This is a genomic window from Comamonas sp. AG1104, assembly GCF_003350425.1.
GTDB lineage: Bacteria > Pseudomonadota > Gammaproteobacteria > Burkholderiales > Burkholderiaceae_C > Comamonas > Comamonas testosteroni.
The window spans coordinates 1,002,155-1,016,798 of record NZ_QQAS01000001.1; the positions used below are offsets into that span (position 1 = coordinate 1,002,155).

Consider the following 14,644-nt stretch of genomic DNA (forward strand, 5'->3'; position numbering starts at 1 on the left):
CTCAGTGACTGATCGGAATACATCATGCTGAACGCACAAAACCTCGAACTCACCTTCAATCCCGGCACGCCGATCGAAACCCGCGCCCTGCGCGGCCTGTCGCTGTCCATCCCCGACGGGCAGTTTGTGACCGTCATCGGCTCCAACGGCGCAGGCAAGTCCACATTTCTGAACTGCGTCTCGGGCGACCAGAGCGTGGACAAGGGCAAGATCGAAATTGCCGGCATCGACATGACGCGCATGCCGGTATGGTCCCGCTCCAAGCAGGTGGCCCGGGTGTTTCAGGACCCCATGGCCGGCACCTGTGAAGACCTCTCCATCGAAGAGAACATGGCTCTGGCACACGAGCGCGGCAACCTCCGCGGCCTGTCCAAGGCAGTCAAGGCCAGCAATCGCGAGCTGTACCGCGACCGCCTGGCCACACTGGGCCTGGGTCTGGAAAATCGCCTGACCGACCGTATCGGCCTGCTCTCGGGCGGACAGCGCCAGGCAGTCAGCCTGCTGATGGCGGCGCTGCAGCCCTCGCGCATTCTGCTGCTGGACGAACACACGGCCGCTCTTGACCCGCGCACCGCAGACTTTGTGCTGCAGCTGACGGCACGCATCGTGCAGGAAGCCAATCTCACCACCATGATGGTCACGCACAGCATGCGCCAGGCGCTGGATGTGGGCACGCGTACCGTCATGCTTCACCAGGGCAATGTGGTGCTGGACGTCAGCGGCGAAGAGCGCTCCAAAATGGATGTGCCCGACCTGCTGCACATGTTCGAGAAGGTACGTGGCGAGAAGCTGGCCGACGATGCACTGCTGCTGAGCTGAAACCCGGCCCGATCCCTGCAAAAAGTCCGCCCTTGGCGGACTTTCTTTTTGATAGCTGCCAGCGCTTGCGAGATCTATACATCAGATATATTTATATCTGAAATCCATATACATCAATCGCTTGAAGCTCCTCTAAATATAGCATTCACCTCAGCCCAGCAGCTTGGTGCGTAGCTGCGCGAGCTCGTCCGTGCCCAGACCCAACCCTTCGCTCAGGTAGCGGCCCATTGAGCCGAAGCCGCGCTCCGCCTCATCGAACTCCGCCTCCAGGTAGCTGCGCTGCACGCCCAGCAGGGGCCAGTAGAGATCGGCTGCATCCTTGCCGTTGTGCGCCAGCATCTGCTGATAGGTGGCGTTCATCCAGGCCTCGGTGTAAGTATTGGTGAGCAGGTAGTCCTTCAGGATGGTGTCGCGCGGTACGCCGGCAATGGTGTGCAGCAGCGCCGCCACCCAACCCGTACGGTCCTTGCCGGCGGTGCAGTGAAACAGTTGCGCATCGGCGGTAGACGCCATGGTCCTGAGCAGTTGCCCCATGCGAGCGCGCATGCCGGCGTCGCGCACCATCACGCGGCCCATCTCCTCCATCGCGGCCTCGGCCTCCTTGGGCGTATGAAAGGGCGAGAACACCGGGTCGGCCGTGCCGAAGATGTTCATATACACATAGCGGATCCCCGGCGGCAGCCGGTCCGCGTCCTTGGCCGCCTCGTTCGTGGTGCGCAAATCGTAGGCCGTACCAATGCCCAGGTTGCCCAGCGTCACTGCATCGGCCGCGTTGGGCAATACCGCATTGGAGCGGTAGAACACGCCGCGCTTCAATGGCTGCCCTGCAGCGTTGCGGTAGACCGATGCGTCGTCCGCCCCGGCCAGGTCTCGGAAGTTGAGCATGGACGACAACCTTGGCGTGGCCGCTTTCGGCTCCATGCCATCACCGCCGCCGCAGGCGGCCAACAGTCCGCCAGCACCCGCAGAGACCAGTCCCAGCAGCCCCAGGTGCAAGACCCGGCGCCTGTCCATGCTGCGATCGATCTCCGCGAATGAAACCACTCCTGTCACCCCCTTCATGCCTGCTCCTTTATGAGTAAAGGTCATGTATCCACCCTCCGTGGATCATTGACAGGCGCAGGCTATCAGCGATGGTTGACTTTACTTACCGGCGCTAAACCTTAGTCCGATTTGTCTAAGTACAAGCCTGGGAGCCAGAGCAGGCACCGATGGAAGAGCTTGCACAATCCCCCGGACGGTCGGGGCTCACGACCTCCCATTTGCGGCATGTGCCGATACACCGAGGCCCGGCTCAGCCCCAGGCTGCGCGCGGCCTCGGTCACACATTGCAGTGATGCGTCTTCAGCGCCTGCCGCAAAGCCGGGCGCTCGTCTTGCACCTGCGCCACCATGACCTCTTGCATGCCGTCCAGCGACAGCGTGCGCTCTGACGGCAGCACAGGCGGCTGGCCGCCGTCGACTTGGGCCGGCAGATGTTCGGGAGCAATGGCCCCGTCGCCGCTCAGCACCATGGCTGTGCGCAGCACGTTCTTGAGCGCACGGATATTGCCCTGCCAGTCGTGGCGCATCAGCACCTGGCACGCGGCTTCGGTGATGGTCACGGCACGGCCCTAGAGCGGCAGACCGCCCTCCCTCAACAGGCCCTCAACAGGCCCTCGATCAGTGCGCCCTTGTCTGCACGGTCGCGCAGCGCCAGCAGCTCCAGCGTCACGCTGTGGAAACGGTAGTACAGACAGATCGAGCCGGAACTCTCACTGGGCCACCATCTCTCGCAGGTCGCGTTGCGTGGCGCAGATCAGTTGCACATTGCCGGAGATGGGCTGCTCCGAGCCCAGCGGGGTGACTTCACGTTCGGCCAGCACGCGCGGCAGCCGCGTCTGCAAGGCCTGCATGCATGTCGCGGATCTCGCCGAGGAACAAGTCTCCGCCATGGGCCCGAGCGATCTTGCCGCCCGCGCCCTTGGCACGGGCGCCGGTGAAGGCGTCTTCGCGATAGCCGAAGAGCTCGCTCTCAACCAGTCTCGGGAATCGCCGCGCAGTTCACAGCCACGACGGGCTGGCCCGACGTACGCAGGCCTCGTGCGTGGCCTTGGCAAATGCCTCCTTGCCCGAACCCGATTCGCGGTACGGCACAATGGCCAAACCCTTTTCAGGCACACGCAGTGCCTGCCGGGCATTGGTCTGCATCTGTGGGTCCAGCCTGGCCCGTGATGCTTCACCAGGGCAATGTGGTGCTGGACGTCAGCGGCGAAGAGCATGCGAACATGGACATGCCCACCCTGCTGCATGTGTTCGAGAAGGTACGTGGTGAGAAGCTCGCGGATGACGCCTTGTTGCTCAGCTGATTCAAGCCGGACGACCTGAGCGCACACAGTCCACTATCAAAAAAGAAGCTGCCAGTCCTTGATAACTATTGCCTGGCGGCTTTTTTCATTTCAAGATAGAAAATATCGACATCAAACATTGACATTTCGACAATTATTTTTGACGAAATGAAAAGACAAACAATCAAATAGACAAGGTTCCAGCGAACGCATGCCGAGCAGGAAGCCACTCTCGCCGACGATTTGACGAAGATATAAGGATATTTTTCTGAATTTCCGAACCAGTCATTAATTCTGAAATATCAAACACTTAGATATCGTTTCAAGCCATGGAGACCCCGATCCACAGCTCACGCTGTACGACTCCTGCGCAAATCGCTCACAATCTGCACCCTATCGGAAGCCACTGAGCACGATGCATGTCATCGCCGTTCACGCCGACCGCGTTGATATCCGGGGACTCCCGACATCAGGGCGCAACAAAAGGGCATGAGGCCGATGCTTTCACCAGCAGGACCACCAAGGCTTCATGATCCGCAAAAAAACCAATATCTCTCATGAGCGATAGCCAAGCAAAAACTGACAACGGTGGCTTGCACCGTTCCCTCAAGGCCCGACATATGTCGATGATCGCCATCGGCGGCTCCATCGGCACCGGTCTTTTTGTCGCCTCTGGCGCAACCATCTCGCAAGCAGGCCCCGGCGGCGCATTGCTGGCCTACATGATCGTGGGCCTGATGGTTTATTTCCTGATGACCAGTCTGGGTGAGATGGCCGCGCACATGCCCGTCTCCGGCTCCTTTGCCACCTATGGCGCCAAGTACGTGGATGAAGGCTTTGGCTTCGCCCTGGGCTGGAACTACTGGTACAACTGGGCCGTGACCATTGCCGTGGACCTGGTGGCCGCACAGCTGGTGATGGCCTACTGGTTCCCGGGCACCAACGGCGTGCTGTGGAGTGCGCTGTTTCTGGCCCTGATGTTCGGCCTGAACGCACTGTCGGCTAAGGGCTTTGGCGAATCCGAATTCTGGTTCGCCGCCATCAAGGTGACCACGGTGCTGGTCTTCATCGCCATCGGCGTGCTGATGATCTTCGGCATTTTGCAAGGCGGCGCACCTGACGGAATCTGGGGCAATATCGCCAACCTGAGCACGGGCGACGCACCGTTTGCAGGCGGCTTTGCGGCCTTGATCGGCGTGGCCATGGTGGTGGGCTTTTCCTTCCAGGGCACGGAGCTGATCGGTATCGCCGCCGGCGAATCCGAAGATCCCGCCAAGAACGTGCCCAAGGCCGTGCGCAAGGTGTTCTGGCGCATTTTGCTGTTCTACGTCTTCGCCATCCTCATCATCGGTCTGCTGATTCCCTATACCGATCCCAAGCTGCTGCGCAACGACCTGGGCGATATCGCCGTCAGCCCCTTCACGCTGGTGTTCGAGCGTGCCGGCCTGCTGGGCGCTGCCGCCGTGATGAATGCCGTGGTACTGACCTCGGTGCTGTCGGCCGGCAACTCCGGCATGTATGCCTCCACCCGCATGCTGTATGCGCTGGCCAAGCAGGGCATGGCGCCCAAGGTGTTTGCCCAGGTCAACACGCGCGGCGTGCCCGTGCTGGCATTGATCGCCACCACCGTGATTGCCGCTCTGTGCTTTCTGACCAATATCTTCAGCCCTGAAGTCGTCTACATCTGGCTGCTGAATCTGTCCGGCATGTGCGGCTTTGTCGCCTGGCTGGGCATTGCCATCAGCCACTACCGTTTCCGCAAGGGCTGCGAAGTACAGAACTACGATATGAACCAGTTGCCCTACAAGGCAGCGGCCTTCCCCTTCGGCCCCATCTTTGCCTTTGTGCTGTGCCTGATCATCACCCTGGGCCAGAACTACGAGAACCTGATCAAGGACCAGATCGACTGGGTCGGTGCCATCGCCACCTACATCGGCCTGCCTCTGTTCCTGGCCATCTGGTTTGGCTACAAATGGGTCAAGGGCACCAAGATCGTCAAATACTCGGAGATGGATCTGAACGGCTCGCGTTAATACCTAGTCATTTTTGATCCCACCCAAGGCAGCTCCGGCAACGGCGCTGCCTTTTTCGCGTCCTGGGCCTGCCTCGGATGCTGTCGATTAGTCCCAACAGACGATTCATGTCATGACAAATATCTGAAGAATAAATGCTCACAGGCAACGGCCTGCACAGTTTTTTCACTAGGAAAACAAGAGCAATGCAACAAAAGACGATGAACACAGCGCTGATGCTGTGCATGGGTTTGCTGAGCGCAGGAGCCGCCTGTGCCAAGGTTCCCGCCGCGGAAGCCGACAAGCTGGGCAAGGAGCTGACCTGCACCGGCGCCATCAAAGCCGGCAATGCCGATGGCAGCATCCCGCCATTCACGGGCAAGATCCTGGGCGTTCCGCCCGGCGTGAAGTTCACCAAGTCCGTGGGACAGTTCCAGCCCGATATCTACGCCAACGAAAAGCCGCTGTTCGAGATCACGGCCGCCAACATGGCGCAATATGGCGACAAGCTCAGCGCCGGCCAGAAGGCGCTGCTCAGCAAGTTCCCCACCACCATGCGCATTCCCGTCTATCCGGGCCACCGCGACTTCCGCTATGACGACGATATCTGCGCCGTCATCAAGCGCAATGCGCTGGAAGCCGAGGTAGTCAACGACGGCAATGGCGTCAAGGGCTTCATGGGCGCTCTGCCCTTCCCCATTCCCAAGACCGGCCTGGAACTGCTCTGGAACAACCTCATGCCCAGCCGCGCGAGCACCGAAGAGGTGGAACGCGACATGGCACTGGTGGGCGCAAGCGGCGATATCGCCTGGGGCCGCACCAGCTATATCCAGCTCAGCCGCTATGACTCCAAGGAAAATCTGGGCAAGCCCAACGAAGGCAAATACGCCTATGTGACCAATTTCTCCATCCTGCCCGAGCGCGAAAAAGGCGGCGTGATTCTGTCCATCGAGCCGATGAACTTCGGCACCGACAAGCGCCTGGCCTGGAATTACGATCCCGGCACTCGCCGCGTGCGACAACTGCCCGAGTTCGGCTATGACCAGCCCTCCCCCGGCACCAGCGGCAAGGCGACCATCGACTCCGAGCGCCTGTTCAATGGCGGCTCCGAGCGCTACGAGTGGACCATGCACGGCAAGCGCGAGATGTTCATTCCTGCGAACACCTTCCGCATCAACCAGCAGATGAAATACGCCGACCTGCTCAAGCCAGGTCACCCCAACCCGGCCTACACCCGCTATGAGCTGCGCCGCGTCTGGGTGCTGGAGGGCAAGCTCAAGCCCGGCTTCCGTCACCTGTACTCCAAACGTGTGATGTTCATCGACGAAGACACCGGCCACGCCGTCTCGGGCGACTTCTACGACGCACGCGGCCAGCTGTGGCAGCACGGTGAAATCAATTACTACTATGCCTACGACATCAAGAAGTGGCACGCGGGCACATCGTTCTACTACGACCTGAATGCCGGCTCCTATGTGAGCATGAATCTGGTCCAGGAGCGCCCCAAGGCCCCCATTCTGGGCAAGGACAACCTCAAGCCCAGCCAGTACACTCCCGAGGCGATTCGCAACCTGGGCAACTGATGGACAACAGGTGGGCCAACCACCGCGCGCACCGCACCGAAAGGTGTACAGAGAGGCCATGAGCCTCTCTTTTTTTATGGCCGCTCCCACCCCGAAACGGGAGCGCACTCCCGCATGTGCGCGGGCAGCGTGCTAGGATAAAACACGGCACCAGCACTGAAAACGCATAGCAGTTGGCGCCGTTTTCTCTGTCTTCGAGTCGATTTCAACGTGAGCATCATTCACAAGCAGCCAACGACCCACCCGGTCGCATGGCAGGGCGCGGATCTGGCGGGTGCCACCTCCCGGACTCATCGGCCATCCGCCGAACCCCTTGCCGCCATCGATGCCATGCGGGCCCGGTTCGGACAACGCCTTGAGTCACTTTGGAGCAAGGCGCCCCCTCGGCCAATGTCGCAGCCTCGTCCAGTTTTAATCCCTGCACAACAAAGCCAGACTAAGCTTGCAGAGGATTTAGTTCGCCGCAATCATGACTTCCATGCAATCCCTGGCCCGATGGCTGCCCTTTCTCAATTGGCCCAAACCTACTTTCGGCCTGCTGCGCGGCGAGTTCTGGGCTGGCCTGACCGTGGGCCTGATGCTGCTGCCCCAGGGCGTGGCTTACGCCGCGCTGGCGGGCATGCCGCTGATCACCGGCATCTACGCCTCCATCATTCCGGCCGCAGTGGCCATTCTCTTCAGCCCCTCACCCCGCCTGGGCGTGGGGCCGACGGCGCTGAGCGCCTTGCTGATCGGCGCCTCTCTGACCGGCATGGCCGAGCCGGGCTCGGCCCAATGGGTGGTCCTTGCGGCATGGATGGCCATTCTGTCGGGCCTGGTGCAGTGGAGTCTGGGCGTGGTGCGCGCGGGCTGGCTGCTCAACCTGGTCACCTCGCCGGTACTGGCAGGCTTCACCCAGGCGGCTGCGCTGCTGATTCTGGCCTCGCAGCTGCCCACCCTGCTGGGCATGCGCGCTGACTGGTCCACCGTCTGGCATTCGCCGTCCATCTATCTGTTCAGCATCCAGTCCATCGCCTACGGCCTGGTCAGCATGGCCTTGCTGATGCTGGCCAAGAAATGGCGTCCTGCTTTTCCCTCGGCTATTTTCATCATCGGCCTGAGCGGCTTCATCAGCTGGCTCACGGGATTCGCCGATGCGGGCGGAGCCGTGATTGGCCACCTGCCTGCGGGGCTGCCCAGCTTCCAGTGGCCCGGCATGCTGGACTGGGAGCAGTTCGGCGCCCTGGTCATGCCGGTGCTGGTCATCTCCCTGGTCAGCTTTCTGGAGACGGCCTCCAGCGCCCAGGTAGAGCATCAGCAGGCCGGCACGCGCTGGAACGAGAACCAGGATCTGATTGCCCAGGGTCTGTCCAAGATCAGCGCCGGCCTGTTCGGCAGCTTTGCCACCAGCGCTTCTTTCTCGCGCTCTGCCGTCAACCTGCTCGCCGGTGCCAGGACCGGCTATGCCAACGTCTTTTCCATTTTGCTGGTGGTTGTGGTCGTGCTCTGGTTCATTCCCTGGCTCTACCATGTGCCTCAGGCAACGCTGGCAGCCATCGTGATCACCGCCGTGCTCAATCTGGTCAAGCCCAGCGCGATCCTCAAGCTTTTCAGGATCTCCAAGGTCGAAGCCAGCATCAGCGTCGCCACTCTGGTGCTGACCATCGTCACCGCCCCCCGCATGTACTGGGGCGTGTTCGCGGGCATCATGCTCAGCCAGGCTTACTACCTCTATCAGCACCTGCACCCGCGCATCATCGAGGTCGGCGAGCATCCCGACGGCAGCCTGCGCAGCCGCAAGCTTTGGCAACTGCCGCCCCTGGCACCTGAAGTCGTGGCTCTGCGCATGGATGCAGACCTGGACTTTGCCACGGCCACGGCACTTGAGCGCTACGCAGCCGATGCCCTGCAGCAAGCGCCCCAGGCCAGAGATCTGGCACTGCTGATGCAGTCCATCAACAGCATAGACATCACAGGTGTCGAAACTTTTGCACGACTGGAGCGCCTGGTCGCATTGCGTGGCGGTCTGCTGCACGTGGTGGGGTTGAAGTTGCCGGCCGAGCAAAGACTGGAGCGCGCCGGCCTGCTGCATAAAGAAGGCAGCCCTATCAGGCTCTATCGCACGGATGCCGACTTTTTGCGAACGCTTGGCAATTTCCCCACAGAACTGACCCGGATCAACGCTGACGAAAAGCCTACATCCACAAAAAGATAGGGGGCGCTGCTACACTGACGGCCATCATTGATAGTTTGTCGTGACCTCATCCGCCCCCCACCAATCCGTGTTTTTGCGCGATCTGCGCCTTGCCACCGCACACAATCTGGTGACTCGCGCGGGCGGTAGCGATAACCGTCTGCCCACTGACACTCCCACCCACTACCTGCAAGCGCTGATTGATGGCTTGTGTGCGCTGTCTTTGCGGGACCCCCTCACGGGGCTGGCCAACCGACGCCATTTCCGCTCCGTGATCGAGCGCGAGATCGACCGCGTGGCCCGCTCCGGAGAAACCGCACTGCTGCTGATGCTGGACATCGACCACTTCAAGCAGATCAACGACGAGCACGGTCATATTGCTGGCGATATGGTGTTGCAGTCCGTTGCGCAGACCCTGTCCGAGATCATTCGCCCCATGGACACCCTGGCGCGCTTCGGTGGTGAAGAATTTGCCATCGTGCTGCCCGTGTGCCCTGCACATCAAGGCCGCGCGGTCGCCGAACGCCTGCGCCAGGCCATCGAAAGCAACTCCATCTCCGTGTCCTCCGGCCAGTCGCTGAAGGTCACTGTGAGTATCGGCGGGGTCTACGCCCAGCAATGGATTCGCAGCACGGCGCAACTGTGGACCGAGCGTGCCGATCGCCAGCTCTATCTGGCCAAATCGGCGGGACGCAACTGCGTCTGCGTGGAGGATCCGCCCGACAGTACGGTGAGTGCCGAGGAAAAAAGCCTGCTTTTCAGCCCTTTGCCCGCCGCCTCGTTAGAGGAAAATGTCTCTGACAATACAGCACCAGACGTAAACACCGACGCCGCAAGCCAGGTCATAACGCCTTGAGACGATGGACACCTTGGCCCCTCACCCTACTTTGCCCGCTCATATATCCATGGAAGATGCCCTGCGGGCGCCTGGCCGCAACAAGCAGGCCCACATCATTGCCGTCACCAGCGGCAAAGGCGGTGTCGGCAAGACTTTCGTCTCTGCCAATCTGGCTGCTGCGCTGACGCGTCATGGCTTCAACGTTCTGGTATTGGACGCGGACCTGGGCCTGGCCAATCTGGATGTAGTGCTCAACCTCTACCCCAAGGTCACGCTGCACGATGTGTTCACAGGTCGCTCCACGCTGGAAGATGCCATTCTGACCACGCCTGGCGGCTATTCCGTGCTGCTGGCAGGCTCGGGCATGATCGAGTACTCGCGCCTCACCCCCGAGATTCGCTCCCAGTTCATGCGCACGGTGGAGTTGCTGCGCCCGCGCTACGACATCATCTTGCTCGACACCGGTGCCGGCATCTCGGATGTGGTGCTGTTCTCCGTCTCTCTGGCAACCGAGGTGCTGGTCGTGGCCACGCCCGAGCCCACTTCGCTGACCGATGCCTACGCCGCCATCAAGGTGCTGGCCCTGCAGCAAAAGCGCCAGCAGATCCGTCTGGTCATCAACCAGGCGCAACGCCCCGGCGATGGCCGCGCCATCACGGGCCAGTTGCAGCAGGTGCTCAACCGCTTCGTGACCACCGAATCCGGCCAGCCGCTGCAGCTGACTCACTGGGGCGATATTCCGGTCGACTCTGCCGTGCGCGAGGCCGTGATGCGCCGCCAGCTGCTGCTGCAGGCCATGCCCGGAGCACCCGCATCTCTCGCAGTGGCTCAGCTGTCCAATAAAATCAAGGCAGAGCTGACGGCCCCGGTCTGAGCTGCATCACCGTCGATGCAGCAGCCGCGCGGCCGCCCCCCGGATATCGACGTGGCCGACATACTCAACATCTCCTGCTACAAATTCACGCCCCTGCCCGACGCCGACCAGCTGCGCCAGACGCTGCTGGAGCGTGCAAATGACCTGAGCCTCAAGGGCACGGTGCTGCTGGCCGAAGAAGGCATCAACTTTTTCCTGGCCGGCCCTGCCGAGGCTGTACGCGGCTTTGTGGCCCAGCTCAAGCAAGATCCGCGTTTTGCCGACCTGGCGCCCAAGGAAAGCTGGTCCGAGACCGTGCCCTTTCGCAAAATGCTGGTCAAGGTCAAAAACGAGATCATCCGCATGGATCATCCCGCCATTCGACCCGCCCATGGCCGTGCGCCATCGGTCAGCCCGGTCACGCTGCGCCGCTGGCTGGAGCAGGGCCATGACGACGAGGGCCGCGAGGTGGTGACGCTGGACACGCGCAACGACTACGAAGTGGACGAAGGCGCATTTGCCGGCACGATCGACTGGCGCCTGACCAAGTTCACCGAATTTCCGCCTGCACTGCGCCAGCACAAGGACGAATTCGCCGGCAAGACCGTGGTCAGCTACTGCACTGGCGGCATCCGCTGCGAAAAGGCCGCCATCCTCATGCAGGACGAAGGCATCGAAAACGTCTACCAGCTCGAAGGCGGGATCCTCAAATATTTCGAGGAAACCGACGGCAAGTACTACGACGGCGGCTGCTTTGTCTTTGACGGCCGTGACTCGCTGGGCACCGATCTGTCGCGCACCGAGCTGGTTCACCCCCGCCCCATCAAAAAGCATCTGATGGACTAAGTCGCCCTTTCTGGGCGACTCCCAAAAAGAGAGCGGCTAGCGCTTTCCATCAAACGATTTCAGATACAAATCCATCTGAAATCAATGATGCAAAGGCGCTAGATGCTTCTTATTCAATAGCAGCCTGATACTGCTTATCTAGCCCAGCGCGCTGCCGCGCTGGCCACGCGCTCGCCAAACTGGCGTGCGGTTTCCAGATCGCCTGCGGCCATCTCGCCGGCCGATGAGTCAGAGGGTGACTGTGCCATGGCACCGCAGAAACTACCCATCCAGTTCACATCGTTGCGCTGGGCGGCCTTGGTGTTCGAAGGCAGCAGGCCCAGTCCCACCCATACGCCGCCATGCTGCATGGCCAGGTGGTAGAAATAATCGAGCGTGACCTGCTTGTCGCCCTGCACGCTCGCGCTGTTGGTAAAGCCGGCAAACAGCTTGTCCTTCCAGGCCTGGGCAAACCAGGCCTTGGACGAAGCATCGGCAAACTTCTTGAATTGCCAGCTCGGAGCAGCCATATAGGTCGGCGCGCCAAAGACGATGGCGTCAGCCGCAGCCAGTTGCTCCCAGCCACCTTCGGGCAAATTGCCATCGGCGTCGATGGCCAGCAACTGCGCGAGCGCGCCCTGGGCTACGGATTGCGCCATGCGCTGGGTATGGCCGTAGCCGGAGTGGTAGACCACAACGATATTGCTCATGATTTCTTCTTTCCTGCTTTTCCTGCTTGCATCGACGCAGCCATCCGCCGCGCCATCGTGAATCTGTGCCAAATAAAGGCCCGCCGGATTGACACCCGGCGGGCCTTGTCTTGCGAGAGCGCGCTAGCTTATCAAAGCCATGACCGCTTGCGCACTTTCAGCCTGCGCGGCCTCATGCTTTAGGCTTTGCGGCCGTCCATGCTCCAGGCGCCTGCCCCATGGGCGGCGTAGCCAAGCAGACCGCCGACCACGGCGATGTTCTTCCAGAACAGCAGCTGCTGCATCATGGCGGCTTCTGCGGGCACGCCCCAGAAGTTATGGAAGAAGAAGCTGGCAATCAGCGTGAAAAATCCCAGGATCAAGGCCGCGCAGCGCGTGTGCCAGCCCAGCAATATGGCCAGACCGCCCACGATCTCGATCACCAGACCCACCGCCACCGCGACCTGGGGCATGGGCATGCCCACCGATGCGGCATAACCCACGGTGCCCGCAAAGCCGCTGATTTTCTGAATGCCCGCAGGCAGGAATAGCAGGGCGATCAGCACACGGCCCACCAGGTCCAGAGGATTTCGCAATTGATTCAACATCTCAACTCCAGTCATTGCGACCCAGGGCCGCGTTGGTTTATATCAGCACAAGCCTTGAAATCGTCAGACTCAAGGTTCCAGGTCAAACACCAGAACTTCCGCAGCCCGGCCATTGGCAAGGCGCAGGCGCTCCTCATTTTCAATAAGTGCGGCGTCACCGCTTGTCAGCTTTTGTCCATTCACGTCCAGCTCGCCACGCACCAGGTGCACATAGGTCTTGCGCCCGGCCGGCAGGGCCACCTCGGCAGCCTCTGCGCCGTCGAACAGACCGGCATACAAGCGTGCATCAGCGTTCATGGGAACCGAGCCCTCGGCACCATCGGGTGAAGCCACCAGACACAGACGCCCGCGCTTTTGCGCCTCGCTGAATGTCTTCTGGGCATAGCCTGGCTCGATACCTGTGCGTGCGGGCAGCAGCCAGATCTGCAGAAAGTGCGTGGTCTGCTCCTTGGCATAGTTCTGCTCGCTGTGCACCACCCCCGAGCCAGCGCTCATGCGCTGCACCTCTCCAGGCAGGATGGGGGTTTCATTGCCCATGCTGTCCTTGTGCGAGAGCGCACCTTCGAGCACATAGCTGATGATTTCCATGTCGCGATGGCCGTGCGAGCCAAAGCCCGTGCCGGGTGCAATCCGGTCTTCGTTGATCACGCGCAGATTGCCGAAACCCATATGGCGCGGATCGTAGTAACCGGCAAACGAAAAGCTGTGATACGACTTGAGCCAGCCGTGGTCGGCGTAGCCGCGTTCCTGGGATTTGCGCAGAGTCATCATGGTGTGCTTCCTTTCGTTCAAGTGACTGTCTCTATGGGCTCTACTGTAGAAGTCGCCCGCCAGGCTGTGGCTGAACGGCGTTGATGGCATCATTCAAACTGTTTGAATCATCAATCTCACCATGCCCAGCTCCCGCGATGTGCTCACCCCCGACAGCCTGGCCATGCTGCAGGCCATTGCCGAAACCGGCAGCTTTGCCGCTGCTGCGCGCTCCCTGGGCCTGGTGCCCAGTGCACTGACCTACCGCGTGCGCCAGATCGAAGATGCGCTCGATGTGCTGCTGTTTGACCGCAGCTCGCGCCATGCCCAGGCCACGGAGGCCGGCCAGGCCTTGCTGCGCGAAGGCGCCCGCCTGCTGCAGGAGATCGACGCCGTGGCGCACCGCGTCAAGCGCGTGGCCACGGGCTGGGAGCCACAGCTGACCATCGTCATCGACGGGGCCGTGGCCCGCACGCCCATCTTCGAGCTGGTCGAAGCCTTTTATGCGCTGACCCCGCCCACCACACTCAAGCTGCGTGACGGCATTCTCAACGGCACGCTGGAAGTGCTGACCAGCGGCCATGCCGATCTGGCCATTGGCGTGGCGGTCAACACCAGCAACGTCTCCGAGCTGCAGACGCGCGAAATCGGGGAGATAGATTTCGTCTTCGCCGTCGCGCCGCACCACCCGCTGGCCAGGCTCGACGAGCCGCTGTCCGACGAGTTGCTGCTGCGCCATCGCATGGTGGCTGTGGCCGACTCCGGCGTGCGCACCAACACCAGCTTTGGCCTGGTCAACGGCCAGGACGTGCTCACCGTGGACAGCATGCAGGCCAAGCTGGAGGCCCAGATACGCGGCATTGGCGCCGGTTTCCTGCCGCGCGGCATGGTGCAGGCCTATCTGGATGCAGGGCTGCTGGTCACAAGACAGGTGCAGCGCGCCAGTCGCAATCTGCGCCTGCACTATGCATGGCCCGGCCCCTCCCACCGCACGCCCGGGCGCGCCCTTCAGTGGTGGCTGACGCAACTGGAAAGCCCTGCCACGCGCAAGGCGCTTATGGAAAACCATCACCGCCAATAAGCTGCTGCGCGTCGCGGCCATCACGCGGGAGGTGTAGAGTGAGTTGCGCTGCAACAATTCAGCACAAGCAGCACTTGCTATCCTTTG

Annotated in this window: 16 protein-coding genes and 1 pseudogene; 9 read left to right on the top strand and 8 right to left on the bottom strand. The window is 61.3% G+C overall.

The window, feature by feature from the left end; all coding sequences use genetic code 11:
- The first annotated feature begins 24 nt into the window (after window positions 1–24).
- On the top strand, window positions 25–819 hold the full coding sequence (locus tag DFO48_RS04385; RefSeq protein ID WP_003064901.1) for an ABC transporter ATP-binding protein: 795 nt from the start codon (window positions 25–27) through the stop codon (window positions 817–819).
- A 150-nt stretch (window positions 820–969) separates the two neighbouring features.
- Here DFO48_RS04385 and DFO48_RS04390 read toward each other — a convergent pair whose 3' ends face one another.
- The 5 genes from DFO48_RS04390 to DFO48_RS25580 all read right to left on the bottom strand — a co-directional run bounded on the left by DFO48_RS04390 (window position 970) and on the right by DFO48_RS25580 (window position 3,008).
- On the bottom strand, window positions 970–1,908 hold the full coding sequence (locus DFO48_RS04390; RefSeq protein ID WP_114862639.1) for a tyrosine-protein phosphatase: 939 nt from the start codon (window positions 1,906–1,908) through the stop codon (window positions 970–972).
- Window positions 1,909–2,140: 232 nt separating this feature from the next.
- Window positions 2,141–2,422 carry a hypothetical protein gene (locus tag DFO48_RS25570; protein WP_233506312.1) on the bottom strand — a complete coding sequence of 94 codons (282 nt, stop codon included), beginning with the start codon at window positions 2,420–2,422 and terminating at the stop codon, window positions 2,141–2,143.
- 150 nt (window positions 2,423–2,572) lie between these two features.
- Window positions 2,573–2,713, bottom strand: a complete 141-nt coding sequence (locus tag DFO48_RS25785; protein ID WP_255413069.1) for a sigma 54-interacting transcriptional regulator — start codon at window positions 2,711–2,713, stop codon at window positions 2,573–2,575.
- Window positions 2,667–2,840: a sigma 54-interacting transcriptional regulator gene (locus tag DFO48_RS25790; RefSeq protein WP_255413071.1), complete on the bottom strand. Its 174-nt coding sequence runs from the start codon at window positions 2,838–2,840 to the stop codon at window positions 2,667–2,669. Before DFO48_RS25790 ends, DFO48_RS25785 begins: the two co-directional genes overlap by 47 nt.
- A gap of 21 nt (window positions 2,841–2,861) precedes the next feature.
- A complete protein-coding gene (locus DFO48_RS25580; RefSeq protein WP_233506313.1) occupies window positions 2,862–3,008 on the bottom strand; it encodes a sigma-54 factor interaction domain-containing protein in 147 nt (48 codons plus the stop codon).
- A 20-nt stretch (window positions 3,009–3,028) separates the two neighbouring features.
- On the opposite strand from DFO48_RS25580, the pseudogene DFO48_RS04400 reads away from it, so the two are divergent.
- From DFO48_RS04400 to DFO48_RS04430, 7 genes and pseudogenes are all read left to right on the top strand, one after another.
- Window positions 3,029–3,166 (top strand): annotated as a pseudogene (locus tag DFO48_RS04400) (ABC transporter ATP-binding protein); the annotation flags it as partial.
- A gap of 536 nt (window positions 3,167–3,702) precedes the next feature.
- Window positions 3,703–5,178 (top strand): amino acid permease, encoded by a 1,476-nt coding sequence (locus DFO48_RS04405; RefSeq protein WP_034348448.1) that lies wholly within the window; start codon window positions 3,703–3,705, stop codon window positions 5,176–5,178.
- A gap of 185 nt (window positions 5,179–5,363) precedes the next feature.
- Window positions 5,364–6,740 (top strand): DUF1329 domain-containing protein, encoded by a 1,377-nt coding sequence (locus DFO48_RS04410; protein ID WP_114862640.1) that lies wholly within the window; start codon window positions 5,364–5,366, stop codon window positions 6,738–6,740.
- A gap of 469 nt (window positions 6,741–7,209) precedes the next feature.
- Complete coding sequence (locus tag DFO48_RS04415) at window positions 7,210–8,934, top strand: SulP family inorganic anion transporter (RefSeq protein WP_114862641.1); 1,725 nt, start codon at window positions 7,210–7,212, stop codon at window positions 8,932–8,934.
- Between the two features lie 40 nt (window positions 8,935–8,974).
- Window positions 8,975–9,769, top strand: a complete 795-nt coding sequence (locus DFO48_RS04420) for a GGDEF domain-containing protein (RefSeq protein WP_114862642.1) — start codon at window positions 8,975–8,977, stop codon at window positions 9,767–9,769.
- A 4-nt stretch (window positions 9,770–9,773) separates the two neighbouring features.
- The gene (locus DFO48_RS04425; RefSeq protein ID WP_042438298.1) at window positions 9,774–10,625 is read left to right on the top strand and encodes a MinD/ParA family protein; all 852 of its coding nucleotides are present in this window, start codon (window positions 9,774–9,776) and stop codon (window positions 10,623–10,625) included.
- Between the two features lie 51 nt (window positions 10,626–10,676).
- Window positions 10,677–11,450 carry a sulfurtransferase gene (locus DFO48_RS04430; protein ID WP_114862711.1) on the top strand — a complete coding sequence of 258 codons (774 nt, stop codon included), beginning with the start codon at window positions 10,677–10,679 and terminating at the stop codon, window positions 11,448–11,450.
- A gap of 134 nt (window positions 11,451–11,584) precedes the next feature.
- Here DFO48_RS04430 and DFO48_RS04435 read toward each other — a convergent pair whose 3' ends face one another.
- The 3 genes from DFO48_RS04435 to DFO48_RS04445 form a co-directional block, all read right to left on the bottom strand.
- Window positions 11,585–12,139 (bottom strand): flavodoxin family protein, encoded by a 555-nt coding sequence (locus DFO48_RS04435; protein ID WP_003074934.1) that lies wholly within the window; start codon window positions 12,137–12,139, stop codon window positions 11,585–11,587.
- Between the two features lie 179 nt (window positions 12,140–12,318).
- Window positions 12,319–12,726 carry a DoxX family protein gene (locus DFO48_RS04440; RefSeq protein ID WP_003074932.1) on the bottom strand — a complete coding sequence of 136 codons (408 nt, stop codon included), beginning with the start codon at window positions 12,724–12,726 and terminating at the stop codon, window positions 12,319–12,321.
- Between the two features lie 69 nt (window positions 12,727–12,795).
- Entirely contained in the window at window positions 12,796–13,497 is a 702-nt protein-coding gene (locus DFO48_RS04445) for a pirin family protein (RefSeq protein ID WP_003074930.1), read from the bottom strand.
- 121 nt (window positions 13,498–13,618) lie between these two features.
- Between DFO48_RS04445 and DFO48_RS04450 the strand changes: the two genes are divergently transcribed.
- Window positions 13,619–14,557: a LysR family transcriptional regulator gene (locus DFO48_RS04450; RefSeq protein WP_003074929.1), complete on the top strand. Its 939-nt coding sequence runs from the start codon at window positions 13,619–13,621 to the stop codon at window positions 14,555–14,557.
- Window positions 14,558–14,644 lie beyond the last annotated feature (87 nt).

What these genes read in the sequence shown, in the direction of transcription:
- DFO48_RS04385 (WP_003064901.1), top strand. Translation starts at nt 25, where the DNA reads ATGCTGAACGCACAAAACCTCGAACTCACCTTCAATCCCGGCACGCCG.
- DFO48_RS04390 (WP_114862639.1), bottom strand. Translation starts at nt 1,908, where the DNA reads ATGACCTTTACTCATAAAGGAGCAGGCATGAAGGGGGTGACAGGAGTG.
- DFO48_RS25785 (WP_255413069.1), bottom strand. Translation starts at nt 2,713, where the DNA reads ATGCAGGCCTTGCAGACGCGGCTGCCGCGCGTGCTGGCCGAACGTGAA.
- DFO48_RS25580 (WP_233506313.1), bottom strand. Translation starts at nt 3,008, where the DNA reads ATGCAGACCAATGCCCGGCAGGCACTGCGTGTGCCTGAAAAGGGTTTG.
- DFO48_RS04405 (WP_034348448.1), top strand. Translation starts at nt 3,703, where the DNA reads ATGAGCGATAGCCAAGCAAAAACTGACAACGGTGGCTTGCACCGTTCC.
- DFO48_RS04410 (WP_114862640.1), top strand. Translation starts at nt 5,364, where the DNA reads ATGCAACAAAAGACGATGAACACAGCGCTGATGCTGTGCATGGGTTTG.
- DFO48_RS04415 (WP_114862641.1), top strand. Translation starts at nt 7,210, where the DNA reads ATGACTTCCATGCAATCCCTGGCCCGATGGCTGCCCTTTCTCAATTGG.
- DFO48_RS04425 (WP_042438298.1), top strand. Translation starts at nt 9,774, where the DNA reads ATGGACACCTTGGCCCCTCACCCTACTTTGCCCGCTCATATATCCATG.
- DFO48_RS04435 (WP_003074934.1), bottom strand. Translation starts at nt 12,139, where the DNA reads ATGAGCAATATCGTTGTGGTCTACCACTCCGGCTACGGCCATACCCAG.
- DFO48_RS04440 (WP_003074932.1), bottom strand. Translation starts at nt 12,726, where the DNA reads ATGTTGAATCAATTGCGAAATCCTCTGGACCTGGTGGGCCGTGTGCTG.
- DFO48_RS04445 (WP_003074930.1), bottom strand. Translation starts at nt 13,497, where the DNA reads ATGATGACTCTGCGCAAATCCCAGGAACGCGGCTACGCCGACCACGGC.
- DFO48_RS04450 (WP_003074929.1), top strand. Translation starts at nt 13,619, where the DNA reads ATGCCCAGCTCCCGCGATGTGCTCACCCCCGACAGCCTGGCCATGCTG.